The organism is Methylomonas stagni (assembly GCF_050154735.1).
GTDB classification, from domain to species: Bacteria; Pseudomonadota; Gammaproteobacteria; order Methylococcales; family Methylomonadaceae; genus Methylomonas; species Methylomonas koyamae_A.
Genome location: NZ_CP189557.1, coordinates 2,606,296 through 2,632,156, shown reverse-complemented (window position 1 = coordinate 2,632,156; position 25,861 = coordinate 2,606,296). Strand labels below are relative to the sequence as shown.

Genomic DNA, 25,861 nt, shown 5'->3' with positions numbered 1-25,861 from the left:
GTCATTTGGCGGAATAACCGCCGCTCCAGTTCAGTTTGCTTCGCAGAATGTGGAAGAAATCGTGGTCTTCCGGGTGCAGAATGTTAATCGGTTTGTCGGCTTTTCGAATGACGATCGTGTCGTTAATGCGCACGTCCGGGATTTCTAAATGATCGCAGGTGACCAGGGCGTTGATTTGCTTGGTCTGGCTGAAACGGATCTCGATCGTGGCTTTGTCGTCGATGACGATGGACCGATTGGACAGCATGTGCGGATTCAGCGGGACCAGTACCAGCGCATTTAGGGTTGGATGCAGAATCGGTCCGCCGGCCGACAGCGCATAGGCGGTCGAACCGGTCGGTGTCGCGACGATCAGGCCGTCGGAACGCTGGGTGTTCAGGAACACGCCGTCGATGCTGGTGACGATTTCGATCATGCTCGGCGTGACCCAGCGATGTACGACGACCTCGTTGACCGCGGTCTGGCGATGGATGAGTTCGCCGTCGCGGATGATGGCGGCCTGTAACAAATGACGCTGTTCGGTCTGGTAGCGGCCGTCGAGGATTTGCGCCAGGCGGCTCAGCAACTGGTCCGGAGAAATGTCCACCAGAAATCCCAGTCGGCCGAGGTTGACGCCGAGCAGCGGAGTGTCGAAATCGGCGGCGGCGCGGGCGGCGGTTAGAAACGTGCCGTCGCCGCCGACCGCGATCAGCAGATCGCAGCATTCCGGCAGCCGGTTGATGTGCATGCCGACGACGCCTTCGGCTTCGATTAGCTCGGCGCTTCGGCTATCGGTGGCCACCGAGTGACCGCGCTGCAGCAAAAAGCGGTAAAGCTCCTTGAGCGTGGCGGCGATACCCGGATCGCCGAATTTACCGATGATGCCGATGCGTTGAAAGGGTGAAGGCATGTCTGAGCCGGGATTCAAAAATGCTTGGGATTATACAAACAATTCGAGCAGGCACTAGCGAAGCTTCGCGCTCGGCGTCGCTAGTACGTCGGCCGGCGCGGCCGGAATATCGGCGTCGGCCAAATTCCGTGCGGTTCGGTGTCGTTAACACCCTGAATTTGTTGCCAGGTAATGGCCGTGCCGCGACCGGGCATTCCCGTAGGCGTCGGGCCAATGTCTGAAATCGGACGCTATCCATCGGCATTGCGAATGCCCGAGATCCCCGACAGGCTTGGGTTCGCACGGATTTTAGGCGGATTGACAAGGCTCCGGGCACCTGTTAGCTTTCCCCTCTGGCACTCGTTACGTTGGAGTGCTAACGAATTTTCTAGGGTGTCAATGTGGCTAGCGGACCGGATTTAAACGAAAGATCGGCGTATTTGCTGAAGGCCTTGGTTGAGCGTTATATACAAGACGGTCAGCCGGTCGGCTCGCGGGTATTGTCCAAGGATCCGCTGCTTAAGCTCAGTCCGGCCAGCATTCGCAACGTCATGGCCGATCTCGAGGAAATGGGCTTGATCCATTCGCCGCATACCTCGGCGGGCCGGGTGCCGACCGTGGCCGGCTATCGCTTGTTTGTCGATAGTCTGTTGACGGTCAAGCCGCTGGCGTCCAGTGACCTGGATCAATTGCAAAGCGGCTTGCTGGCCGATGCGGACAAAACCGGCGACGTGCTGAGCAAGGCCTCCAGGTTGCTGTCGGATATGACCCATATGGCTGGTGTCGTCACCCTGCCGCGCCGTGAGATGGTCACGTTGCGACACATCGAATTCCTGCCGATGTCCAGCATGCGCGTACTGGTGATTTTTGTCACCGACGGCGAGGAAGTTCATAACAAAATCATCCATACCCAGCGTCAATTTAGCCCGGCCGAACTGCAACAGGCCGCCAATTACTTGAATTCGGTTTACGCCGGCCTCAGTCTGGCCAAGATCCGCGAGCAAGTGTTGCGGGAGATGGAGCAAGATCAGCAGCGCGTCAATCAAGGCATGATAGACGCGGTTAGCATGGCGCAACTGACCTTCGCCCAACAACCCAACGACGATTACGTGTTGAGCGGCGAAACCAATCTGATGGGCTTTTCCGAATTGTCCGACATGGACCGTCTAAAACAGCTGTTCGAGGCGTTCAGCCAAAAGCGCGGCGTGATCCATTTGCTGGATCAATGCCTGTTGGCCGACGGCGTGCAGATTTTTATCGGCGAAGAGTCCGGCTATAGTGCATTCGACCATTGCAGCTTGGTCACGGCGCCTTATTCGGTCAACGACGAGGTGGTCGGCGTGTTGGGCGTGATCGGCCCAACCCGGATGGCGTACGAAAAAGTGATTCCGTTCGTCGACGTGACGGCAAAAATATTGGGCGCGGCCTTGAATCCCAAATAATCGCCCTTATCGTAAGGCCGACCTAATATTTTAAGAACCACGGAGTCCCAAATGAGCCATCAGCAATCGAGTCACGAACAGCAATCCGACGCCGAATTGATCGCCGAGGTGCTGGAGCAGACCAAAGAAGCCGGCGAAGACGTTGTTGCCGAGGCAACCGAGGCCGGCGAAGTCAGCATCGAAAGCCTGCGGCAACAACTGGAGCAAGCCCAACAACAAGCCGCCGCGAATCTGGACAAGGCTTTGCGCGTGCAGGCCGACATGGAAAATCTGAAAAAACGCGTACAAAAGGATTTGGACGACGAGCGTAAATACGGCTTGGCCAAGTTCGCCAAGGAATTGCTTAGCGTGTTGGACAGTCTCGAGCTTGGCGTGCAGGCGGCGACCGGCGATAGTCCGGAAGTGGCTAAATTGCGGGAAGGCAGCGTGCTGACCATTAAGCAATTCGAATCGGTGTTCGCCAAATTCAATATCGAAGTCCTCGATCCGACCGGGCAAGCTTTTAATCCCGAGTTGCATCAAGCCATGGCGATGCAGCCTAGCGCCAGCGCCGAACCCAATACGGTTTTGAACGTGTTTCAAAAAGGCTACATCTTAAACGGCCGTTTGCTACGCCCCGCGATGGTGGTGGTGGCCAAGGCCGAGGACAAACCCGCCGACAGCGCGAAAGTTGACGAACAGGCTTGAAATTTCATCGATCAACCGCATATCGCAAATAACTTTTTAACTAATACCTAATTCAAGTCTGGAGAATCTCAATGGCTAAAATCATCGGAATCGACCTAGGAACCACCAACTCCTGCGTCGCGGTCCTGGAAAACGGCACCGCGCGGGTTATCGAAAATAGCGAAGGCGCCCGCACCACGCCGTCCATCATCGCCTTCACCGGCGACAACGAAGTGCTGGTCGGTCAATCCGCCAAACGTCAGGCGGTGACCAACCCCGAAAATACCTTGTTCGCGATCAAGCGCTTGATCGGCCGCCGTTTCAAAGAAGACGCGGTACAGAAAGACATCAAGATGGTGCCTTACAAAATCATGGAAGCCAACAACGGCGACGCTTGGGTGGAATGCCACGGTAAAAAAATGGCGCCGCCGGAAGTGTCTTCCCGCGTGTTGATGAAGTTGAAAAAAGACGCCGAAGCCTTCCTGGGCGAAGAAGTCACAGAAGCGGTCATCACCGTACCGGCTTACTTCAACGATTCGCAACGCCAAGCGACTAAAGATGCGGGCCGGATCGCCGGTCTGGACGTGAAACGCATCATCAACGAGCCGACTGCGGCGGCGTTGGCGTTTGGCATGGACAAACCGAAAGGCGATACCACCATCGCGGTCTACGACTTGGGTGGCGGTACCTTCGATATTTCCATCATCGAAATCGCCGAAATCGAAGGCGAGCACCAGTTCGAAGTATTGGCCACCAACGGCGACACCTTCCTGGGCGGTGAAGACTTCGACTTGCGCATCATCGATTTCCTGGCCGGGGAATTTAAAAAAGACACCGGCATCGATTTGCACAACGATCCATTGGCGCTGCAACGTCTAAAAGAATCTGCGGAGAAAGCGAAAATCGAGTTGTCTTCCGCCGAGCAAACCGACATCAACCTGCCGTATATCACCGCAGATGCGTCCGGTCCGAAGCACTTGAACGTCAAACTGACCCGCGCCAAACTGGAATCGCTGGTTGACGAACTGATCGAGCGCACCAAAGGTCCTTGCTTGCAAGCGATTAAAGATGCCGGCATTTCGACCTCGAAAATCAACGACGTGATTTTGGTGGGTGGTCAAACTCGGATGCCGAAAGTGCAGGCCTTCGTTAAAGAATTGTTCGGCAAAGAGCCGCGCAAAGACGTCAACCCTGACGAAGCGGTAGCGCTGGGTGCGGCGATTCAAGCCGGCGTATTGGGCGGCGACGTCAAGGACGTGTTGCTGCTGGACGTCACGCCATTGTCGTTGGGTATCGAAACCCTGGGCGGGGTGATGACCAAACTGATCGAGAAAAACACCACGATCCCAACCAATGCTTCGCAAGTATTCTCGACCGCCGAGGACAGTCAAACCGCGGTCACCGTGCATGTGTTGCAGGGCGAGCGGGAAATGGCGTCAGGCAACAAATCGCTGGGCCGTTTCGATTTGCAGGACATTCCGCCCGCGCCGCGCGGTATTCCGCAAATCGAAGTGTCGTTCGACATCGACGCCAACGGTATCCTGAACGTGTCGGCCAAGGATAAAGCCACTGGCAAGAAGCAATCCATTGTGATCAAGGCGTCCAGCGGCTTGTCGGATGCCGAAGTCGAGCGCATGATCAAGGATGCCGAAGCGCACGCCGACGAAGACCGCAAGCTGAAAGAACTGGTTTCGGCGCGTAACTCGGCGGAAGGCATGATCCACGCGACCGAAAAGTCGTTGAAGGAATTGGGCGACCAAGTTACCGGCGACGAAAAATCGGCGATCGAAGCGGCCATCAGCGACTTGCAGGGCGTGTTGAAAGGCGACGACAAGGACGCTATCGAAGCCAAAACCGCCGCGCTGACCGAGCTTTCGGGTAAACTGGCCGAACGGGTTTACGCCCAAAAAGGCGGAGCGGACGCCGCTGCCGGCGAAGCCCATGCGGCTAGCGGTCAGCAAGCCGAAGACCACAATGTGGTCGATGCCGAGTTCGAGGAAGTGAAGGACGACAAAAAATAATCCTCACCGGGGAGCCTCTCGCCGTTAACGGAGAGAGTCAGGGTGAAAGGTGTTAATCACCCTCATCGTTCCATTCATTCAACACACTAAATAACCGCTGGTAAACGCCGGCGGTTTTCTACGTTATGGCAAAAGAAGATTTTTACAAACTGTTGGAAGTCGATCGTAACGCCAGCGAAGCCGAGATCAAAAAGAGCTATCGCAAAATGGCGATGAAGTATCATCCCGACCGCAACAAGGACAATCCGGAAGACGCCGAGAAGAAATTCAAGCAAATCAAGGAGGCCTACGAGATATTGTCCGATTCGAAAAAACGGGCGGCCTACGATCAGTTTGGTCATGCCGGCGTCGATCCGTCGATGGGCGGCGGCCGCGGCGGTTTCAGCGGGGCGGAAAGCTTTAGCGATATTTTCGGCGATGTGTTCGGCGACATATTCGGCGGTGGTGGCGGACGGCAGCGCAGTAGCGTCCAGCGCGGCGCGGATCTGCGTTATAACCTGGAGTTGACGCTGGAAGAAGCCGTCGGCGGTACCGAAGCGACCGTCAAGGTGCCGGTGCTGGTCGCCTGCGGCGAATGTAACGGCAGCGGCGCCAAGAAGGGCAGCAGCCCGGTCACCTGTTCGACTTGCCACGGTCATGGCCAAGTGCGGATGCAACAAGGCTTTTTCTCGGTGCAGCAAACCTGTCCGACCTGTCACGGTACCGGCAAGCAAATCAAGGACCCTTGTCCGAAATGCTACGGGCAAGGCCGTATTCAGGAAACCAAAACGCTGTCGGTCAAGGTGCCGGCCGGCGTCGATACCGGCGACCGGATTCGCTTGGCCGGCGAGGGCGAGGCCGGTATCAACGGCGGTCCGTCCGGCGATTTGTACGTTCAGGTTCAGGTTAAGGAGCATCCGATCTTTACCCGCGACGGTGCGAATCTCTATTGCGAAGTGCCCATCAGCTTTCCGACCGCGTGCTTGGGCGGCGAGTTGGAAGTGCCGACCCTGGACGGCAAGGTGATGCTGAAAATCCCGCCGGAAACCCAGACCGGCAAAATGTTTCGATTGCGCGGCAAGGGTGTCAAGCCTGTACGTGGCGGAGCCATCGGCGACTTGCTGTGCCGGGTACAGATCGAAACGCCGGTGCGCTTGACCAAGGATCAGCAGGCTCTGATCGAGCAACTGCAAGTCTCCCTCAGCGGTGGCGGTAAACAACATAGTCCCCAGGAACATAGCTGGATGGACGGTGTGAAAAGCTTTTTCGACAAGTTGACGGGATGATGGCGATGCGTATCGGCGTGGTGGGTGCTTCCGGGCGCATGGGATTGTGTTTGTTGAAAGCGGCGTTAGCCGCGCCGCAAGCCGAATTGACTGTCGCGATTTCGCGGCCGGACAGTTTGGCGATAGGCAAGGATGCCGGCGATTTGGCCGGCGTTTCGCCGGCCGGCGTGCCGGTCGGCGACGATTTGGCGGCGGTCGTGGATTGTTTCGACGCGCTGATCGATTTTACCCGGCCGGATGCGACTATGGCCTATCTGGACGTCTGCCGGCAAGCCGGGAAAAAACTCGTCATCGGTACCACCGGGTTCAGCGAGAGCCAAAAAGCGGCAATCGCAGAGGCCGCGCGGGACATCGCAATCGTGATGGCGCCCAATTTCAGTGTCGGCGTCAATCTGTCGTTGAAGTTGCTGGAAACGACCGCGAAAGTGATGGGCGATTACACCGACATCGAAGTCATCGAAGCCCACCACCGGCACAAGATCGATGCACCGTCCGGCACCGCATTACGGATGGGCGAAGTCGTCGCGGCGGCGCTGGGCCGGGACTTAAAGGACTGCGCCGTTTACGGACGGGAAGGCGAGACCGGTGCCCGCGATCGTAAAACCATTGGATTTTCGACGATACGGGCCGGCGATATCGTCGGCGAGCACACCGTGATGTTTGCCGACGAAGGTGAACGCGTCGAAATCACCCACAAAGCCAGCAGCCGGATGACCTTCGCCAACGGCGCGGTGCGCGCCGCTATTTGGCTGGCCGACAAATCCAGCGGTCTTTACGATATGCAGGACGTACTGAGTTTGAAAAACTGAGTGTTCTCGAACGCGCCCTGCGGGCCACGCACTCGAATCAGCGTCCACTTATATTCTTAGCGGCGCTATTTCTCCGGTCAGTTTATAATGACGGTAGTCGGCTATGACCAATGCGTGATCGAAGGCCAAAACCGGCGGCAAATTGTCAAAGGTAAACAAACCGCAATTCTTGGCGTCGTCGGCCGCTGTTGGCGAGCCGTGAGCTTCCGCGATGTAAACCGCCGTCGCGGTGTGGTTGCGTGGATCGCGCTGCGGATTGGAATAAATGCCCAGCAAAGAAGTCAGACGAACGTCAAGACCGGTTTCCTCCGCTGCTTCCCTAACCGCGGCATGTTCAACCGTTTCACCGACATCGACAAAGCCACCCGGCACAGCCCAGCCGTAAGGCGGATATTTGCGTTCGATCAACACGAAGGGACGCTGCGGGTGGTCGATCAGTTCGATCAGAATATCGGCTGCAATCAAAGGCGTAATCGGTTTGGGCATCACAGTGTCCTGTTTTCGAGTGAGGGGAGCGTGTTGGGCGGATTTAACCATGTTTTCCCCATTTTTCGGAAGCCGACGGAGTCGTTGGATCGATACCGATACCGGACGTAAAGTGGAAAGACCAGAGGCGATGGTCGTACGGTCGGCATAACAGACAGACAACTAAATCAATGAACGAATTTATTCCCGGCCAACGCTGGATTAGCAACACCGAATCTGAGCTCGGCTTAGGCATGGTATTGGAAGCCGAATACAATCGCGTCACGGTGCTTTTCCTGGCGACCGGCGATCGGCGGGTTTACGCGCGCGACAACGCTCCGCTGACGCGGGTCAGGTTCGCGGAAGGCGATACCGTCGAATCGGTGGAATACGTCAAGATCAGCGTACAGCAAGTGGACGAGCACGCCGGGCTGTTGACCTATATCGGTGTCGACGAAGACGGCGGATTGCAGCAAATTGACGAGATGGAACTCAACCACCATATTCAATTCAACAAGCCGCAAGATCGATTGTTCACCGGCCAGTTCGACCCGACCGCCTGGTATTTGCTGCGCTACGAAACCTGGCGGCGCCAGCAACGCCATCAACAATCGGCGGTCAAGGGGTTGCAAGGCGCGCGCGCCGCGCTGATTCCCCATCAATTGTATATCGCGCATCAGGCCGCTAACCGCGCCGCGCCGCGCATTATGCTGGCGGATGAAGTCGGTTTAGGGAAAACCATAGAAGCCGGCTTGATCATTCAACACCGTCTGATTAACGGTTTGAGCGAACGAGTTTTGATTTTGGTACCCGAAAGCCTGATGTACCAATGGTTGGTTGAAATGTTGCGGCGCTTCAATCTGCGTTTCAGCCTGTTCGACGAAACCCGTTGCATGTCGTTCAACGACGACGGCAATCCGTTTCAAAACGAGCAATTGATACTGTGCAGCCAACAGTTTTTCGCTGACTTTCCCGATCGCCAGCCACAAGCGTTGGCGGCCGGCTGGGATATGGTCGTCGTCGACGAGGCACATCATTTGGAATGGAGCGAGATCGCCCCCAGCGTCGAGTACCGTTTCGTCGAGCAGTTGGCGCAAGCGGTGCCGGGCTTGGTGTTGTTGACCGCCACGCCGGAGCAATTGGGCAAGGAGAGCCATTTCGCCCGCTTGAGATTGCTCGATCCCGATCGCTTCTACAGCTTTGCGCAATATCTGCAAGACGAAAAGCAATTCGAGCCGGTGGCGCAGTTGGCGAATCGGCTGATTTCCGGTGAGCCGTTAAACGAGGCAGAGCAAGTCGAGTTAGGCGAGTTGTTGAAACACGACAATGCCGAAGCATGGCTGAAGCAAGTCAACAACAGTAATGTCGGCGCGCGCGAGGAATTGATCAAGTTGCTGTTGGATCACCACGGCACGGGTCGGATCTTGTTCAGAAACTCCCGACATACGGTCAAAGGTTTTCCGGACCGGGAACGCCATGGTTATCCACTTTTCGGCGAGGAAACCGCCGAACTCGCCGATAGTCCCTATCTGTTTTGGCTGATTGACACCCTGAAGACTCTCGGCGACGAGAAGGCGTTGCTGATTTGCCGGCGAGCCGACACCGTGATCCAGCTGGAGCAAATACTGCGACATCACGTGGGACATACCGCGGCGGTATTTCACGAGGGCATGAGTATCGTCGAGCGGGACCGAGCGGCGGCATTCTTTGCCGATGAAGACAGTCGGGCGCAGGTTCTGTTGTGTTCGGAGATCGGTAGCGAGGGGCGCAACTTTCAATTCGTGCGGCATCTGTTTCTGTTCGATTTGCCTGAAAACCCCGATTTGCTGCAACAGCGTATCGGCCGACTGGATAGGATCGGCCAAAAGCATGTGATACAGATTCACATTCCCTACGTGGTCGGCAGTCCGCGCGAGGTGTTGTTTCGCTGGTACGACGAAGGTCTGGACGCGTTTCGACATAACGTTTCGGCGGCGTCGCAGGTGGCCAAAGCCTTGAGCGAGCCGTTGTCGGCAGCGTTGGCCAGTCGCGAGCGAGCGGCGGTTGAAGTGTTGATAGAAGAAACTCGCCAGCTGAATGCGCGCCTCGAAGCGGAATTGCATAAGGGCCGCGATTTGTTGCTGGAACTGAACTCCTGCCGTCCGGAGCCTGCTCGGCAATTGGTCGAAGCCATTCAGGCCAGCGAATCCGATGGCAGTTTGTGGCCTTATCTGGAGGATATTTTCGATTGCTACGGCGTCGACGTCGAGTATCACTCCAAGGCTTGCCATATCCTGCGGCCCAGCGAAAACCTGCGCATTTCGCATTTTCCGATGTTGCAGGACGACGGCTTGACCGTAACGGTGGCTCGGGATATTGCGTTGGCGCGCGAGGACATGTTGTTTCTGACCGCCGAACATCCGATGGTTTTGGCGGCGATGGATTTGGTGTTGTCCAGCGAGACGGGCAATGCCGCGGTCAGCGTGGTCAGGCATGCGCAATTGAAGGCCGGCCAATTTTTGTTGGAATTGCTGTTCGTACTCGAGTGTAGTGCGCCGGCCGAACTGCAAATTGGCCGGTTTTTGCCGCATACGCCGATTCGGGTGTTGATAGACCAAAACAAGATGGATCTAACGGCGTCGGTCAGCCATGACAGTCTGATCGAAACCGGCGATAAGTTCGAGAAGGCCCAAATCAGTCAGTTTTTGAATAGCCAACGCCAGCATATTCAGGAGATGATCAAAGTAGCGGAACAAGCCTCTGGCGGCAAGGCCCAGCAATTGATTGGCGAAGCCACCAATCGAATGGTGGCGGCATTGACCGGTGAAATCAAGCGGATGGTCAGGCTGAAAAAAGTCAATCCGGCGATCAAGGATGCCGAGATCGAACAACTCAAGGAAATGACGATGTTATCGCACGAGAGCATACAGGACGCGCAATTGCGTCTGGATGCGGTTCGTTTCGTGATTACCGCTTGAGCCGGATCGCGCCGGACGGTGTTTTAATTGGTTTTGATCAACACGGTACTTTCGTCAAGTTCGACGCACTCGAACATCAGATCGTCTATCGACCCTTCGACGTGGTCGATGTAATGCAGGCCGCATTCGGATTCGCTGTGCTGATGCTTGATAACGCCGTGCACGCTGAACGGCGTGCCGGATTCCGGCAATATCATCGTGATCTTGATTTTGCCGACTATATCGTCCGCCAGCGGCTTGCGAAGCCGGACGCGAATGCCGCTGTAGCTAATATCGAGGATATCGGCCTCGAACGCCAGCTCCTTGGCTGTCGTGGGGTTGAAAACGATACCTGCCTGCAGGCCTCTAGGTCTTACTCTAAGGTGATTGCGCTTCTCGGGTTTCATCGTTTGGCTCCTGCGGAATGATGAAGGGCGTCCTTCCTCGGGTCATAAAATTTCAGAATAAATATAGCCGTATTTTGGACACGGTTGTCATGTCCCGAATTTTTTCCAAATTTTCCCGAATTATATGACGGAAACAACATAAGGTTAATCCATGCTATTTTCAGAACTCGGTCTTTCCGAGCAAATTCTTAGAGCCGTTGCCGAACAAGGTTACGAAACGCCTACTCCGATTCAGGAGCAAGCGATCCCGGTGATATTGCAGGGGCGGGACGTGCTGGCCGGTGCTCAGACCGGCACCGGCAAAACCGCGGGCTTTACACTGCCTTTGTTGCAATTGCTGCAACAAGCGCCTGTGAGGAAAAAGCCCCGACCTATTCGGGTGTTGATCCTAACGCCGACCCGCGAACTGGCGCTGCAGGTCTACGAGAGCGTTTGCTCTTACGGTAAGCATCTGCCGTTTTTTGCGGAAGCGATTTTCGGGGGCGTCAGCAGCAAGCCGCAAATCCAAAAATTGCAGCGCGGAACCGATATCGTGGTTGCGACTCCCGGCCGCTTGTTGGATTTGATCCAGCAAGGCTATGCGGACCTGTCGCAAATCGAGTATTTCGTGCTCGACGAAGCCGACCGGATGCTGGATATGGGGTTTATCCGCGACATCCGCAAAATTATCCAATTATTGCCGGCACGGCGCCAGAATCTGTTGTTTTCGGCAACGTATTCGCCGGAGATCAGCACGCTGGCCGAACAATTGTTGAGCGACCCGGTCGAGATTGCCGTTGCCAAACGCAATTCGGCGGCGGAAACCGTGTCGCAGTTGGTCTACGGTATCAAGCGCGAGTCCAAGCGCGAATTGCTGGCGCATCTGATCGGCGACGGCCGGTGGCAGCAGGTGCTGGTTTTCGTGCGTACCAAGCACGGCGCGGATCGCTTGTGCAAGCAGCTGATCAAGGATGGCATACGCTGCGCGGCCTTGCACGGCGACAAGAGCCAGGGAGCCAGGACCCGCGCGCTGGACGATTTTAAAAGCGGTGCGATCACGGCACTGGTGGCGACCGACATCGCCGCACGCGGGCTTGATATCGACCAGTTGCCGCATGTTGTCAATTACGATCTACCGCAAGTCGCCGAGGACTATGTGCATCGCATCGGACGCACTGGCCGGGCCGGCGCGGAAGGGCAGGCAATCTCGTTGGTCGATGCTGAAGAAGCGCAATTGTTGGCGGCAATCGAAAAACTCCTGAAAAAGTCGATTCCGCGGGTTGCCGATACAGGCTACGAAAAAGTGTCGCTGGAACCGGTTTCCGCCAAGTCTCAGTCCAAGGCCAAGCCTAAGGCAGCGGCTAAACCTCGGTCGCAAGCTCGGCCCGGCGACCGTCCGGGCGAACGTGCTCGGGGCGGCCGGCCGCCTCGAGCCGCTGCTGGTGGCGCGCGCGCGCGATGAGTGGGCCCGTCGCTTAGTGGATAGGCTACAACAGATGTATAGGATTTAGTTGTGCTTAGGCCTGAATGATTCGCTCGGTTACTTGCTTGATTTCGACGGCGCTATTTGCGATAGCGTGGTGGAAGCCGTGGGCTGTGGGCGCGGTTTCAAGCAAGTGATAGTGATCCGGACCTACGCTAATCACGCGTTGGTATGACTGAGTTTGAAGTTCGCGCAGATAAGCGATCGAATGGGTCTTGATCAAGCAATAAACCGTATCGCCTTCCTGTAGAGCCATATCGCGGGCCGCGCCGTGGGTAATTTCGGCCAGCAACGCGCCGCCGCAATCGATTTGCACAATTAAGCTCTCTCCGCTGGGAATAAGCGCGCAGATGCGGCCCTTGATCTGGTTCTGGATCGAAATGCCGCTTAAGTAGCCGCGCGACAGCGCGATGTCGTTGGCGCGGATCGATACCTGGGTCCCGCTGCCCGGAGCCAATTGCGGCCTCAGCGGCAGCGCCAACGGCAGCCCGAAACTGTCTGCCTGGGTGTGGCCGGCGGAATGGTCGTGATGACGTATGGTGACTGGCAGCAAATTGTCGATCTGACGCATGCCCAGATAGCGAAGCATGCCTTGTCCCTTGGCGATTTCCGGTAATGAGCCGCTACGCGTCACCTTCCCCTGATCCAGCACGATCAATTGGTCGGTCAAGTCGAGGATTTCCCCTAAGGATTGACTGGCGTAGAGTGCGGGCAGGTTGAGTTCGATTTGAGCGCGCTTGAGCAGTGCCAATAGCAGCGGCCGGTAGTCGTGGCCTATCGTCGCAAAGGTGTCGTCCAGCAGGAGCAAGCGCGGCGACTTCACCAGCGACCGGGCCAAGGCCACCCGTTGCCTTTCCCCGGCTGAAAGCAGCGGTAAGGGTTGGTCGAGCAGACTGCCCAATTCGAGTAACTCGATCAAGAACGGTAGCTTGAAGTTTCTCCGATGCCTCAGCGTGCGCTCGCGGGTGGCGTTCAAGTTTTCGCGGACGGTTTCGGACGGATCGGCGCAATCCAGTTGTAGTACGGCGCCTACCGGACGTTGTTCGCGCGGCATGACGATACCCTTGCGACTGTCGAACAGGATTTTGCCGTCGACCAGAATGTAGCCGCTATGCGGCTGAATGGCGCCTGCGATCAAGCCCAGCAAGGTGCTTTTGCCGGCGCCGGATTTCCCGAGCAGGCCCATGCTGTTGTCATTGATCGCCAGCGATGTGGTCAGGTCGAAATGGCCTCTGCGCAATTTGACGTTCATTTCTAACAACATGGTGGCCTCGCTAGTTTGGTGGGTGATCGTTGCTCTCGAAGAGCCAGGGTTAACCGGCGAACGCTATCGTCAACGCCCCGACTTAAAGATCGCGCTTGTCGGCAGGTTTTCTTTGACAGCTTGGCCGGAACAGGTGTTTCAGTAACAAACGAAGCGGATATTCGGTATATCATATTATATATATCGAAAGACGTGATTGTTCGTGAAACGGTTCGGGACTAACGCTGATCGAGTGCGATAGTGGCGATTTGACTGAAAGTTGTCGCACTTTGCTTGATGGGCATAATCCACGTATTTACAAGCAGTTTTTGGGCCATGGCTCTGGCCGTGGACGAGCGCGGTAGGGCATTAGCGAATTGGGGCAGTGTGTTTGGCGAGGTAGTTCGTTAATTATATTTGAGTATATCGATTCGGTAGGGGCGCTGCAAAATAGTGTTAAAGCCTACAACGGCGAACCGAAAAATCGCGTGGAATTTGTAGTGTTTGCGACATTGTTGGCGGTCGCTGTCGGCAAATCGGGGTTTTCCGATAAGCCGGAATGACCCCAATTCGTGAATAGCCCCAGTTGCGATAAGGGTATGCTTGGCTGGCAAGGCTCTTGCTTAATTAAATTGAACCGAATTTTTTATCTATTAGGAGATGTTTCCGATGTTACTCGACAGTTACAACAGCCAAGGCCTATTGACCATTTCTACGGTATTGGGCAAAACCAGCACTGCGGGTCTGACTGCTTGGCGCGGCGACTTAGTGCTGATCGAAGGTGCCATGCGCGAAGGCGCGACCAATCCCAACGACCGTAACCCGCCCAAATTATTGATCCAGCAAGCGGCGATGCTGGCCGATAGCGACAAGATCTTGTTTTTAAACGGTATGGTCTATCAGTTGGAGTCCCTTGCACTATTCGTCGAGAAATATAAAGCCGGTTTGACCGCCGATACCTTGGCTTTGATTTACGTCGAAAACATCGCCGCTCCAATGGTTGTCGAATTGGAAGGTTATACATTCAAATTGTTGCCGTACAGTGAGGGCATGGTCTGGAACGAAACGATGGAATTTCTGTACATCGAGAAAGCAGACTTGAAAGGCCAGTCCGCCGAAGACAAAGTCATCACCGTGTACGAAGCGGCAAAAGGCTTTAAATTTAAAGGCGAGACGTTGAGCTACGAAGCGGCGTTGACTAAAACCATCGAAGTTAAACGCGAAGCAAGCTACGGTCCGGTGTAACGGGTCGGCGAAGCGAAACGGGGGTGAGGACTTATGAAAAACTTTAAGACGCTTACGGTGGCCGAATCCGAAGCCTTGATCGCCGAACAGCAGCCGATGATCTTGGATTGCCGGGACCTTAAGGACTATAAGGCAGGGCATATCGACAATGCGATGCACGTACACGAACAGTTGCGCGACACCTTGATCAGAAAAGCCGATAAGTCCAAGCCCATGCTGATTTATTGCTATTACGGCCATGCCAGCGAGCATATGGCGGAAATGTTCGGAGATTTCGGTTTTCAGCAGGTATACAGCATGGCCGGCGGTTACGCCGACTGGAAAGAACAGCACAAACTTTAGGGGTAACGCTATGGAATTATCAAGAGATATCGCGCTCCGCATTGCGTTGGCGTCAAGAGTGTTGCCCGGCGTGGATGTGGCGTCGCTGATTGGAATTCTGCACGAAAAAGTCGGTTCGCCGTTGACCGACGAACGCCTGAAAACCATTACCGTCACCAATTTGAAAACCGGGATTGGCAGCCACGACGGCGAGGAAGATGGCGAGGATATCGACATTGGATTGGCCAACATCAAATTGGCAGTGCGTTATCTATGGGGCGAGGAAGACGGTGACGAGGGCTTGCCGGAAATCCTCCCCTACAAGGAAGGCGACATGCCGGAATCGATCCGGGTCGCGATCGCATCCAACAGCGGGCAGTCGTTGAACGGGCATTTCGGCTCGTGCATCCGGTTTTTGGTGTATCAATTGTCCAAGGACGCCATGCGATTGGTGGATATCCGCTCTACGGTGGAAGCCGATACCGCCGACGATAAAAACCTGTTCCGCGCTGAATTGATCAAGGACTGTCATGTGTTATTCGTGCAGTCTATCGGTGGACCGGCCGCCGCGAAAGTGATTCGAGCCGATATTTATCCGATCAAGATCCCGGACGTGATCGAAGCTGAAGCACAGTTGCGCGAGTTTCAGAAAGTGTTTGACGCGCCGCCGCCGTGGATGGCCAAGGCATTGGGTAAGAGTGCCGAGGAGCGCAAGCGCTTCGCTCACCAAGATTGAATGAGGGCCGGAGTACACAATTTCGGTGTGCTCCGGTTGTTCGGTCTAACCGGACTTAGTCCGGAGTCTTCAAGACTTTTCCATGGTCGCGATAAAGCTATCCGCTTCGTTGATCGATTTTTCCATTTCAAGGACTAGCGCGGAAACATCCGATTTCACGCTATCGAGCTGGCCTTTTAGCGAAGCGATGGCCTGAGCATTTAAATTGTGCTTTAGAAACAAGACTTGGTCTTTGAAGACATTCAGTACCGGCTCCAGTTTGGACTCCGCTTTGCGCATTGCTGTCAGCAATTGCCGGTACTGGGTTTTCGTTACGGTCAGTTTTTTGCTGCTGGTTTGTCTGAGCGAGGCGTTGGTGTATTCCCTAAGTTCGGCTTCCCATTCGGCAAACAACGCTTCCGAAACGTCCTCGATATCGGCGATGCGTTTGTGAATTTCATCCGCCTTCCGCACGCTGGCATCATACTCGTCGTTTAGTTTCCGGTAGGTTGATTCCAGGTCGCCACCCTGAAAATTGGTCAATACGGTGAACTGTTCCAGTGCCGATTTGAATTGTTGCTTGGTTTCCTCCTGGGTCTCGCGGGCTTTTTCGACCCGATGTACCATGACTTCCCGCTTAGGAATGCCCAGTTTTTCCAGGCCGCCGTAATAGGCTTTCGAGCAAGCGGTAGCGGTCAGTGCAATCAGTACAAGGGCGCAATGTAAGCGACTTTTCATTGGGTCACCAGGAGAGGTTAAGGGGAAAATTGCCGCAGTGTAAAGCCAGTTTCCGGCTAAGGCTAGCCCGGAAATCGGCTTCGACAATACTGGCGGATTGCCAACCAGTCGCGAATTTTTCGACAAAGAGTGCGATATTCCTCCAATAGTCAGTCACTGAGGTTGGCATTTGATCAAGAACTGGCTTTTACTTAGTCCCGACGCCGCCAAGTCGAATAGCGATGACTTTGGTGGGTGGATTTATTAAAGCTGTTTCTTATCAAATGTCGCGGAGGTTGTCATGAACGAATTTAAAAAAGATTTAATGATAGGGGTTATTTCATTTACCGGTATTGTCGGATTTATTTCCGGCGAGTTTATTCTTTCGACTTTAATGTTCGGTGTAGCGGCTTTAATGAGTAATATCGCGGCCGAACCCACTTATCCGGTTAAGCAGTCTGTCTGATTCTCCATTGGCGGAGATTCGCAAACGAAGCATCCATCGTTCGTTTGTTTCCACGGCCTCGCAATCCCCAGGGTTGCGAGGCTTTTTTTACGCCTTCGAAATTTGAGCGCATCAGGTTTTTTGGCCGGTAAGCCGCGCAGGAAGTTAAGCTTTTCTTTAATTTTACTTTCCAACCCGCGTTCGACCGGAAAGTAATAACGGCGGTTTTGTAAGGCGTCGGGGAAATAATTTTCGCCAGCGGCGAATGCTTGATCTTCGTCGTGTGCGTAGCGATATTCGGCGCCATAGCCTAAATCCCGCATCAGACCGGTCGGTGCGTTTCGTAGATGCATTGGAACTTCCAGCGAGCCGCTTTTTTTGGCATCGATCATTGCCGCCTTGTAGGCCGTGTAGACGGCGTTGCTTTTAGGTGCGCACGCAAGATAGGTTACCGCTTGCGCCAAAGCCAGCTCGCCTTCAGGGCTGCCCAGTCTTTCGTAGGCCTCGGTGGCGTTTAGCGCGAGTTGTAGGCCGCGCGGATCGGCGTTGCCGATGTCTTCGGCGGCCATTCGAATCACGCGCCGGGCAATGTAAAGCGGGTCGCAACCACCGTCCAGCATCCGGGCAAACCAATACAATGCCGCATCAGGATCGGTGCCGCGCACTGATTTGTGCAAAGCGGAGATTTGATCGTAAAAAATATCGCCGCGCTTGTCGAAGCGGTTTGCGTGGCCTTGCAGGACTTCGTCGATCATTCCAGGCTTAACGACTTCTCGTCCGTCCACCGTCTCGGCTAGGTCGGCGGCAATTTGCAGAATATTCAAACTTCGTCGGGCGTCACCATCGGCGGCCTTGGCGATCATCGTCAGAGTTTCGCGGTCTATCTCGATCGGCCGCAGGCCCAAGCCGCGCTGTTTATCTCTTAGCGCACACTCCAGCAGTTCGATCAGCGCGTCGGTATCGAGGCTGCGCAGTACGTAGACTCGCAAGCGCGACAGCAGCGCGTTGTTCAGCTCGAACGACGGATTCTCGGTGGTGGCGCCGAACAGCACGATTGCGCCACTTTCGATGGGCGCCAGCAACGAGTCCTGCTGACTCTTCGAAAAACGGTGAATTTCGTCGATGAATACGATGGTATTCAAGCCCTGTCGAGCCTTGATTTCTTCAGCCTCGCCCACGGCGGCGCGAATCTCCTTGACACCGGCCATCACCGCCGACAACTCGATGATATGGCTATGGGTCATGCCGGCGATAATCTTGGCCAGCGTGGTTTTGCCGACTCCCGGCGGTCCCCAAAATACCAGCGAATGCAATACGCCGTTGTCGATAGCTGCCCGCAGCGATTTGCCTTTTGCCAGGAGGTGTTGTTGGCCGATAAATTCATCAAGGCTGCTTGGTCGCATTTTGGCGGCTAGCGGCATATAGGCGTCGCGAGGACCGGAGTATTTGCTATTCATGAATGACATAAGCGTGACGGTGACCATAGGGGAGCGGTCGCACGCTAAGCGAAACCGCGGCCGAAATAGATAGGCAATATCGGCTTTTTTAATAGAATTGCCGGCCATTTTAGAGATTCCGCTCCCGAAAGCCATGGATTTAAAATTTCTTGATTTTGAACAGCCGATTGCCGAACTGCAAGCCAAGATTGAAGAGCTGCGCAAAGTCGAGCTAGACAACAACTTCGATATTTCCGAGACGCTGAAGCAGTTGGAGCAGAAATGCGAGAGCCTGACCGAGAGTATTTTCAGCGACTTGTCCGACTGGCAGATTTCCCAATTGTCGCGCCATCCGGGACGGCCTTACACGCTGGATTATATCTCGTTAATTTTCACCGAATTCCATGAGTTGCATGGCGATCGCGCATTCGCGGACGACCCGGCCATCGTTTGCGGCTTAGCGCGCTTGGAGGGTCGGCCGGTCGTCGTGATCGGTCATCAAAAAGGTCGAGACACTAAGGAAAAAATTTACAGAAACTTCGGAATGCCGCGGCCGGAAGGTTATCGGAAGGCCTTGCGCGTCATGAAAATGGCCGAGCGCTTTCAGTTGCCGGTCATTTGTCTGATCGATACTCCCGGCGCCTATCCTGGCATTGGCGCGGAAGAGCGCGGTCAGAGCGAAGCGATTGCCCGTAACTTGTTCGAAATGTCCAAATTGCGGACACCGATTATCTGTACCGTGATCGGTGAAGGCGGCTCCGGTGGCGCGTTGGCTATTGGGGTGGGCGACCGTTTGCTAATGTTGGAATACAGTACTTACGCGGTGATTTCGCCGGAAGGTTGTGCGTCTATTTTATGGAAAAGCGCCGACAAGGCCCAGTTGGCTGCCGAGGCCATGGGCATAACCTCCGACCGCGTGCGCGAACAAGGCTTTTTGGACGAAGTCATCCGCGAGCCGGTCGGTGGCGGTCACCGCAATTTCGCCAAGATCGCCGCCAATTTGCAGGAAGCCTTGCTCAGGCATTTGGGTGAATTGCAGGCAGAAGCTGGCGACATGGACAAACTGTTGGAGAAACGTTATCAACGTATCATGCGTTTCGGCTCGTTCATTGAAGAGCCGGCCAAATAATTCCTTTGTCCGGAACATCAGCGTAGAAAAGGCCGATTTCTCTCGGCCTTTTTTTGGAGCGTTGCCTTATGCTGAGCTTTCAGGCAGTGAGTTCCGCGCTGCCGGAGCGGGTTGGGCGTTTGTATGTCGCATACAGTGGTGGCGTGGACTCGCACGTACTATTGCACCTGTGCGCACGGCAACCGGATTGGCAAGCCAAGCTGTGCGGGGTCTACGTCGACCACCGCTTGCAAGCGGAGTCGACGGCCTGGGGCACCCATTGTCGTCGGCAATGCGAAGCGTTGGGTGTCGAGTTCTTGCTGCTGACTGTCGACGCCTCGGCTGCGCCGGGTGAAAGTCCGGAGGCGGCTGCTCGTCGCGCTCGATACGCCGCGCTAGCCGATTTGCTGGACCGCGACGACGTGGTGCTGGCGGCTCAGCACCGCGAGGATCAACTGGAAACGGTGTTGCTGCAACTATTTCGCGGAGCTGGCGTGGCTGGATTGGCGGCGATGCCTCGGATATCGCCGCTGGGCCGAGGGTCTTTGGTCAGGCCGCTGTTGAAAGTGGGCAAGGCCGAGGTATTGGTCTACGCGCGCCAGCAAGGCTTGGTTTGGATAGAGGATCCGAGCAATGCCACGAATGATTTCGACCGGAATTTTCTGCGAAACCAAGTTCTACCGCTACTGAAACAACGCTGGCCTGGGCTGGATAAAACGGTGGCGCGGTCGGCCGAGCTGTGTGGAGAGGCTGCGGAATGCCTGGACGAGTGGGCCGAAGCACAATTGGCCGCCGTATCCGGTTTGGCCAGGGGCGAGCTGGCGATCGACCAACTGCCGGTTGCGGCAAGTCGCCGTCGCTTGCTGATTCGACAATGGTTAGCTCGCAACGGCCTCCGGCCGCCGAGTCGAGCCATAACCGAAGCGATTCTGGCGCAGGTCGTCGATGCGCGTGGCGATGCGAACCCGCAATTATGTTATCAGGGCGCGCTGATTCGAAGATACCGCAAGCGCTTAGTTTGCGTGCCGGCCTATCCGGCTGTTCGCACGCACGGCGAAGTGGTTTGGCCTGATAATGCCCAGCAGATCGAATTGGGCGGCGGTTACCGCTTGAGCAAGGAAGTTTCCGTTGACGGCATCGCTCAAGCGCTTTGGGATCGGGCTAGTGTCACGGTGAGGTTCCGGTGCGGCGGCGAAAAGTTGAAGTTGCCGGGGAGGGGCGGCCGGCATAGTTTGAAAAAGCTCTATCAGGCAGCCGGCACCCCTCCGTGGGAACGGGAGTGGAGGCCGTTGATATATCTGGATGGCCGCTTGGCGGCGGTGGCTGGCCTTTGGGTGGACGAGTGGGTCGGCGGTTCGAAAAACGAACCTTGCTACCGAGTGTCTTGGCAGTTTCGACAAAGCGTGTGATGATGAATGGATAAACCCTAGTCGGAGAAATGAGATGTTTGCAGAAGTTTTGCAGTCGGCGATCGTCGGCATGATGATCGCCATTCCCACTATCGTAATCTATAAAAAAGTGGGCTTGAATCCGCTTTGGGCTGGACTGGTTTTTATTCCGGTGTTCGGTTTATTAATCGTATTCATCCAGTTGGCCTTCGCGGAATGGCCAAACGCGCGGCGGGGAGGTTGAGATGGCGTTGTTTTTCATTTTGTTGCCCGTCTATATCTTGTTTTGTTTGTGGTTGGGATTTCGAATACTGCGGAAAGCCGGCCTTGATGGACGTTGGGTCGTCGCATTATTGGTGCCGGTCTTGAATATCATCATGATTTGGGTGTTCGCATTCAGTCGATGGCCTGGTTTGCGGGAGGATGTCGATCAGGGGTTTTAGGCGGTATTTTGCTCTGATTTTCTTTTTATTCCCGAGATATTGGGTTCTCTAAAATTAGGTTGTGAAATGTTATGAATCTGAGGCATATTTGGTGGAGAATTGCTGCAATTAAAACGCCCGGCCAAGCTTTCGATGCGGTAGCTTCAGAGCTGACGCCATATTTTTATCGGCATTTTCAACGGTTAAATCGAGGCGTTTTTGCAATTGAGATCGTGAATTCCAATTTAGGGTTTTTCGCGGTTCTGAATTGGGCGCTGTTTGTTTTGCATTTCTGTAAGAAGCAGGGTTTAGTACCCTATTTAGAATTTACTACGAAGAATTATTCGGATCCGGTTTTGGGGCGCGATTGGTTTAAGTATTATTTTTCTAATCGAGCAATGTCAGCGGCCGGTTTCGCAGCCGAGTATAGGCCTTGGTTGGTTACCAAGGTTCGACGTATCAGAGATTTACGGATGCCGGGTTGGTGTTTTCACGATTTGAGCTTGGAACAAGCCGGCGAGATTTTCCGTGAATATATTGAGTTCAATCCGGTGATTTCCGCCGAGGTGGAAGCGTTCGTTGCCGAGCATTTTGCAGGTAAGTATGTTTTGGGGGTTCATTTTCGAGGTACCGATAAAGTAGTCGAGGCGCCACAAGTCGCTTGGGCGTATTGTGAACAAACGATTCGAAATTTTTTAGCGGATCACCCCAGCGTCGATGTTCTATTTGTCGCTAGTGATGAAAGTCGTTTTATTCAATATATGCTGGAAAAATTTCCAGATATTGCTGTGGTGAGCCATCAGGACCATTTTCGCAGCGATGGCATTAAGGCAATTCATAGTCTCGATGGGGGCGGCGATAATTATTCGAAAGGATTCGATGCGTTAGTTAATTCTTTGTTGTTGTCGAAATGCGACGCACTAATCCGGTCGTCGTCATTTTTATCAGCTTGGGCGTCGATTTTTAATCCAAAAGTGCCGGTGGTTTTGTTGAACAAGCCTTTGGAAGATGCGCTATGGTTTCCTGAGGTAGAGATAATGAAGCGTTCCTTGGATCATTACTTGCCTGATTTCACTGAATAGGAAGCTTGTATGAGAGTCCTGCTAAGCCTATTGAAGAGGCTGGGAAAAAAGTCAGTCTGGATGTTGCGTATAATTTCGTTCAGTTAAATTATCCAATTTGGGTTTTTTACTTTAAGAAACTGACGTTGCCGAATTTTGGCGGTCGCCACGAGATTAAAATTTCTGGTAAGCCCGCTATCTACGATGTATTCGTTTCCGGCGATAAAAATTACGTGGTAGCTATTGGTAGATATGACCGCGTTGCAGACTGGAGTAGATTAATATGCGTATTCGACTCAGGTTGCGAAGTTATTGGGCAGGTCGTTGAGGATTTTGCCGATGAAAAGGAGGCTTATCAGGTTTCAATCATTAAATATTTGATTCCCTCTGGTTTTCGGAGTAAGCCCGTGGTTTTGATTACGTTAAAGTTGGACGGTAGTCAAATCGTTAACTCTCTCCAGCTTTCGAATCATTCGGTCGAATTGCCGCGGCATAAGCTAAGTGTGACGACGTTAATGAAGGATGAAGATAGGTTCATCCCTGAGTGGATCGCATATTATCGTATGATAGGCGTAAGTCATTTCTATATATACGATAATCGTAGTTTAAAAAGAAGGCGGATACGTAACTTGTTGGCGCCTCTAATTGCCCAGGGAATTGTGACGTTGATAGATTGGGATTATCCTTACGTGTCCGGTGCTCCCGATAATAGCTGGCGTTTTTGTCAGCGAGGACAGATGCACCATTGTTTATACAAATACGGTAGTTTTTCCGATTGGATGTTGTTTATCGATGTTGATGAGTTTATCTATCCTGTTAATGCCGAGCAAGATTTTTTGAAGTTTTTAGAGAGTCGAGAGCATCCAAATATAGCCGCGTTGCAGTTCAAGATGATCTGGTTTGGAAATTCAGGATTTGAACAGGTTCCTAAGGGTTTAATTATTAATAATTATATTCGACGTTCTCCGGAGGTTTTGTCCTTAGGTCGAGAGAAATGTGCTGTCCGGCCTCAGTTAACGAAGCTAATGTTTATTCATGGGGTTAAGGCGTGTGAGGAAAATTCATGGATGGATGTGGTGTCTCCCGAACTGTTTCGGATTAATCATTATTATGCGACTAGTTCCAAGCGTCAATTTAAGGGGTATTCGGACCATAACGACGTGGAAGATACAGGAATGAGAAAATACGTTGACTCCGTGGAAGAGTATATTGGGAAAATATAGTTGTGCTATAAATTGATATTTATCTTGTATAAGTACAGTTGGAAAAGGTTTTGTTAGAGCCCTTTCGAAGATGTTATACGTCTAGTAGTGAGCTATGTGCCCTCCAGCTGACAGAGGGATTCCATGTCATAACGTTGGGCGAAACGACGCAACGCTGACGAATCGAAAAATCTTTAGCGACTTTCCGGCGCCGCTTCCAATAGCGTTGGACTTTACGCCTTGTTGCTCGGCAATGGCCGCGATTGTTTGACTGTGGGTAACATTAAAAATAATAAAGGTGTGCGCGATCTTGTTTTGCCAGTCGTTGCCCGTCTTTTTCTCGAGATCAGGCGCTTCGTGCGACATTTCGTCGCATTCTTGGCGTTTTAACGCTTGCTAACTTGATGTACGGCAGTTGTTGTCGTGAGCTTACTGTGAGGAATGTGCCTGAGCTTTTAGTGGTTGCTGTGGGGGCGCAAGGGCTAGATTTGCCCGGCAGGCATGGGACAAAGCTGTTAAAATTCCGGTTTAGTGTTGACCCCATTGCCAGACGCTAGACAAGGCGCAAATTTTTCATGACAAAATTCATCTTTATCACCGGCGGTGTGGTCTCCTCGCTGGGGAAAGGCATCGCTGCTTCTTCCTTGGCCGCAATTTTGGAAGACCGCGGCCTCAAGGTCACCATCACCAAACTCGATCCCTACATCAACGTCGATCCGGGCACCATGAGTCCGTTCCAGCATGGCGAAGTGTTCGTCACCGAGGACGGCGCGGAAACCGACCTGGACTTAGGCCATTACGAGCGGTTTTTGAAAACCACGATGGCCAAAAAAACAACTTCACGACGGGGCAGGTATACGAACAAGTGCTTCGCAACGAGCGTAAGGGCGAATATCTCGGCGCGACGGTGCAAGTGATTCCGCATATCACCGATGAAATCAAGCGCCGGGTTTACGCCAGCGCGGAAGGCAAGGACGTGGCGCTGATCGAGGTCGGAGGTACGGTCGGCGACATAGAGTCGTTGCCGTTTCTGGAAACCATCCGCCAAATGGGCGTCGAATTGGGCCGCGACCGCGCGGTGTTCATCCATTTGACCCTAGTGCCCTATATCAAGTCAGCCGGCGAACTGAAAACCAAGCCGACCCAGCACTCGGTTAAGGAACTGCGCACCATCGGTATTCAACCCGATATTCTGATCTGCCGTTCCGAACAAACCATCCCGGCCAGCGAACGCCGCAAAATCGCGCTGTTCACCAACGTCAGCGAGAAGGCGGTCATCACCGCGATCGATGCCGATACCATCTACCGCATTCCGCTGCTGTTGCGCGAGCAGGGGCTGGACGACATCGTCGTCAACCAATTGCGTCTGGACGTGCCGCCCGCCGATTTGAGCGCGTGGGAAAAAGTCGTCGACGGCCTGACCCACCCAACCGACGAGGTGCAAATCGCCATCGTCGGCAAATACGTCGACCATACCGATGCCTACAAATCCTTGAACGAAGCCTTGTTGCACGCCGGCATTCATACCCGCCACAAGGTCGAGATCAAATACATCGATTCCGAAACCATCGAGCAGGAAGGCACCGCTCGGTTGAAGGATGTCGACGCCATTCTGGTGCCGGGCGGTTTCGGCGAGCGCGGCGTCGAAGGCAAGATTTCGACGGTGCGCTTCGCCCGCGAGAACAGAATCCCTTTTCTGGGCATTTGCCTGGGCATGCAATCGGCTGTGATCGAATTCGCCCGCAATGTGGTCGGCTTGGAAGGCGCCCACAGTACCGAATTTCTGCCGAAGAGCCCCCATCCCGTGATCGGCTTGATTACCGAATGGATGGACGAGGCCGGTGAACTGGTCACCCGCGACGAAGACTCCGACATCGGTGGCACCATGCGCCTAGGCGCGCAAAAATGCCGCTTGAAGGACGAATCGCTGGCCTTCGAGGTGTATCGAAAAGACGTGATTACCGAGCGCCACCGCCACCGTTACGAGTTCAACAACCAGTATCTGAAACAACTGGAAGCCGCCGGCATGCGTTTTTCCGGCAAATCCTTGGACGGCCGGCTGGTCGAAATCGTTGAGCTGCCCGATCATCCGTGGTTCCTGGCATGCCAGTTTCATCCCGAATTCACCTCGACGCCGCGCAATGGCCATCCCTTGTTTTCGGGTTTCGTCGAAGCCGCCGCCAAACACAAAAAAGCACTTTAACGAGCATAAACAAC

General features: G+C 54.2%; 24 protein-coding genes and 1 pseudogene. 18 read left to right on the top strand and 7 right to left on the bottom strand.

Annotation, left to right across the window (positions count from 1 at the left end):
* Position 1: 1 nt before the first annotated feature.
* Positions 2–889: an NAD(+) kinase gene (locus tag ACP4CD_RS12180; RefSeq protein WP_426991110.1), complete on the bottom strand. Its 888-nt coding sequence runs from the start codon at positions 887–889 to the stop codon at positions 2–4.
* A gap of 380 nt (positions 890–1,269) precedes the next feature.
* Between ACP4CD_RS12180 and hrcA the strand changes: the two genes are divergently transcribed.
* The 5 genes from hrcA to dapB all read left to right on the top strand — a co-directional run bounded on the left by hrcA (position 1,270) and on the right by dapB (position 7,071).
* Complete coding sequence (gene hrcA / locus ACP4CD_RS12175) at positions 1,270–2,310, top strand: heat-inducible transcriptional repressor HrcA (RefSeq protein WP_064024382.1); 1,041 nt, start codon at positions 1,270–1,272, stop codon at positions 2,308–2,310.
* Positions 2,311–2,361: 51 nt separating this feature from the next.
* The gene (grpE, locus tag ACP4CD_RS12170; protein ID WP_281022421.1) at positions 2,362–2,997 is read left to right on the top strand and encodes a nucleotide exchange factor GrpE; all 636 of its coding nucleotides are present in this window, start codon (positions 2,362–2,364) and stop codon (positions 2,995–2,997) included.
* Between the two features lie 71 nt (positions 2,998–3,068).
* On the top strand, positions 3,069–4,997 hold the full coding sequence (gene dnaK, locus ACP4CD_RS12165) for a molecular chaperone DnaK (protein WP_071155154.1): 1,929 nt from the start codon (positions 3,069–3,071) through the stop codon (positions 4,995–4,997).
* A 125-nt stretch (positions 4,998–5,122) separates the two neighbouring features.
* Positions 5,123–6,262: a molecular chaperone DnaJ gene (gene dnaJ, locus ACP4CD_RS12160; RefSeq protein ID WP_071155152.1), complete on the top strand. Its 1,140-nt coding sequence runs from the start codon at positions 5,123–5,125 to the stop codon at positions 6,260–6,262.
* The gene (gene dapB / locus ACP4CD_RS12155) at positions 6,262–7,071 is read left to right on the top strand and encodes a 4-hydroxy-tetrahydrodipicolinate reductase (RefSeq protein WP_426994677.1); all 810 of its coding nucleotides are present in this window, start codon (positions 6,262–6,264) and stop codon (positions 7,069–7,071) included. The genes dnaJ and dapB overlap by 1 nt, the downstream gene beginning before the upstream one ends.
* Positions 7,072–7,119: 48 nt before the next feature.
* Here dapB and ACP4CD_RS12150 read toward each other — a convergent pair whose 3' ends face one another.
* On the bottom strand, positions 7,120–7,557 hold the full coding sequence (locus ACP4CD_RS12150) for an NUDIX domain-containing protein (RefSeq protein ID WP_426991109.1): 438 nt from the start codon (positions 7,555–7,557) through the stop codon (positions 7,120–7,122).
* Between the two features lie 170 nt (positions 7,558–7,727).
* Between ACP4CD_RS12150 and rapA the strand changes: the two genes are divergently transcribed.
* On the top strand, positions 7,728–10,493 hold the full coding sequence (gene rapA, locus ACP4CD_RS12145; RefSeq protein WP_426991108.1) for an RNA polymerase-associated protein RapA: 2,766 nt from the start codon (positions 7,728–7,730) through the stop codon (positions 10,491–10,493).
* Between the two features lie 23 nt (positions 10,494–10,516).
* Here rapA and ACP4CD_RS12140 read toward each other — a convergent pair whose 3' ends face one another.
* Complete coding sequence (locus ACP4CD_RS12140) at positions 10,517–10,879, bottom strand: PilZ domain-containing protein (RefSeq protein ID WP_071155148.1); 363 nt, start codon at positions 10,877–10,879, stop codon at positions 10,517–10,519.
* Between the two features lie 151 nt (positions 10,880–11,030).
* On the opposite strand from ACP4CD_RS12140, the gene ACP4CD_RS12135 reads away from it, so the two are divergent.
* Entirely contained in the window at positions 11,031–12,320 is a 1,290-nt protein-coding gene (locus ACP4CD_RS12135; protein ID WP_426991107.1) for a DEAD/DEAH box helicase, read from the top strand.
* 55 nt (positions 12,321–12,375) lie between these two features.
* Here ACP4CD_RS12135 and ACP4CD_RS12130 read toward each other — a convergent pair whose 3' ends face one another.
* Positions 12,376–13,605, bottom strand: a complete 1,230-nt coding sequence (locus ACP4CD_RS12130) for a molybdenum ABC transporter ATP-binding protein (RefSeq protein WP_313728853.1) — start codon at positions 13,603–13,605, stop codon at positions 12,376–12,378.
* 648 nt (positions 13,606–14,253) lie between these two features.
* On the opposite strand from ACP4CD_RS12130, the gene ACP4CD_RS12125 reads away from it, so the two are divergent.
* Genes ACP4CD_RS12125 through ACP4CD_RS12115 form a run of 3 tightly spaced genes read left to right on the top strand, consistent with a single transcriptional unit; the run spans position 14,254 to position 15,886 of the window.
* Complete coding sequence (locus tag ACP4CD_RS12125) at positions 14,254–14,829, top strand: hypothetical protein (RefSeq protein WP_064031077.1); 576 nt, start codon at positions 14,254–14,256, stop codon at positions 14,827–14,829.
* Between the two features lie 33 nt (positions 14,830–14,862).
* Entirely contained in the window at positions 14,863–15,171 is a 309-nt protein-coding gene (locus tag ACP4CD_RS12120) for a rhodanese-like domain-containing protein (protein ID WP_064031031.1), read from the top strand.
* Between the two features lie 10 nt (positions 15,172–15,181).
* A complete protein-coding gene (locus tag ACP4CD_RS12115) occupies positions 15,182–15,886 on the top strand; it encodes a dinitrogenase iron-molybdenum cofactor biosynthesis protein (protein ID WP_064031032.1) in 705 nt (234 codons plus the stop codon).
* Between the two features lie 69 nt (positions 15,887–15,955).
* On the opposite strand, the gene ACP4CD_RS12110 is transcribed toward ACP4CD_RS12115, so the two are convergent.
* Positions 15,956–16,603 carry a DUF2959 domain-containing protein gene (locus tag ACP4CD_RS12110; RefSeq protein WP_426991106.1) on the bottom strand — a complete coding sequence of 216 codons (648 nt, stop codon included), beginning with the start codon at positions 16,601–16,603 and terminating at the stop codon, positions 15,956–15,958.
* A gap of 280 nt (positions 16,604–16,883) precedes the next feature.
* Here ACP4CD_RS12110 and ACP4CD_RS12105 point away from each other — a divergent pair, with 280 nt between their 5' ends.
* The gene (locus ACP4CD_RS12105; RefSeq protein ID WP_168031883.1) at positions 16,884–17,048 is read left to right on the top strand and encodes a hypothetical protein; all 165 of its coding nucleotides are present in this window, start codon (positions 16,884–16,886) and stop codon (positions 17,046–17,048) included.
* Here the strand turns inward: ACP4CD_RS12105 and ACP4CD_RS12100 are convergent.
* Positions 17,024–18,484, bottom strand: coding sequence for a replication-associated recombination protein A (locus ACP4CD_RS12100; protein WP_426991104.1), 1,461 nt, complete (start codon positions 18,482–18,484; stop codon positions 17,024–17,026). The two genes, ACP4CD_RS12105 and ACP4CD_RS12100, sit on opposite strands and share 25 nt — an antisense overlap.
* A 133-nt stretch (positions 18,485–18,617) precedes the next feature.
* Between ACP4CD_RS12100 and accA the strand changes: the two genes are divergently transcribed.
* The 6 genes from accA to ACP4CD_RS12070 all read left to right on the top strand — a co-directional run bounded on the left by accA (position 18,618) and on the right by ACP4CD_RS12070 (position 23,665).
* Complete coding sequence (accA, locus tag ACP4CD_RS12095; RefSeq protein WP_064031034.1) at positions 18,618–19,592, top strand: acetyl-CoA carboxylase carboxyl transferase subunit alpha; 975 nt, start codon at positions 18,618–18,620, stop codon at positions 19,590–19,592.
* A gap of 68 nt (positions 19,593–19,660) precedes the next feature.
* The gene (gene tilS, locus ACP4CD_RS12090; RefSeq protein ID WP_426991103.1) at positions 19,661–20,980 is read left to right on the top strand and encodes a tRNA lysidine(34) synthetase TilS; all 1,320 of its coding nucleotides are present in this window, start codon (positions 19,661–19,663) and stop codon (positions 20,978–20,980) included.
* A gap of 34 nt (positions 20,981–21,014) precedes the next feature.
* On the top strand, positions 21,015–21,203 hold the full coding sequence (locus ACP4CD_RS12085) for a hypothetical protein (RefSeq protein WP_064031036.1): 189 nt from the start codon (positions 21,015–21,017) through the stop codon (positions 21,201–21,203).
* A gap of 1 nt (position 21,204) precedes the next feature.
* Positions 21,205–21,402, top strand: coding sequence for a hypothetical protein (locus ACP4CD_RS12080; RefSeq protein WP_426991102.1), 198 nt, complete (start codon positions 21,205–21,207; stop codon positions 21,400–21,402).
* Between the two features lie 71 nt (positions 21,403–21,473).
* The gene (locus ACP4CD_RS12075) at positions 21,474–22,463 is read left to right on the top strand and encodes a nodulation protein NodZ (protein ID WP_082885668.1); all 990 of its coding nucleotides are present in this window, start codon (positions 21,474–21,476) and stop codon (positions 22,461–22,463) included.
* 5 nt (positions 22,464–22,468) lie between these two features.
* Entirely contained in the window at positions 22,469–23,665 is a 1,197-nt protein-coding gene (locus ACP4CD_RS12070; protein ID WP_426991100.1) for a glycosyltransferase family 92 protein, read from the top strand.
* A 126-nt stretch (positions 23,666–23,791) separates the two neighbouring features.
* On the opposite strand, the gene ACP4CD_RS12065 is transcribed toward ACP4CD_RS12070, so the two are convergent.
* Positions 23,792–24,010 carry a hypothetical protein gene (locus ACP4CD_RS12065; protein WP_426991098.1) on the bottom strand — a complete coding sequence of 73 codons (219 nt, stop codon included), beginning with the start codon at positions 24,008–24,010 and terminating at the stop codon, positions 23,792–23,794.
* A 209-nt stretch (positions 24,011–24,219) separates the two neighbouring features.
* Between ACP4CD_RS12065 and ACP4CD_RS12060 the strand changes: the two are divergent.
* Positions 24,220–25,847: pseudogene (locus ACP4CD_RS12060) on the top strand (CTP synthase).
* The last annotated feature ends 14 nt before the right edge of the window (positions 25,848–25,861 follow it).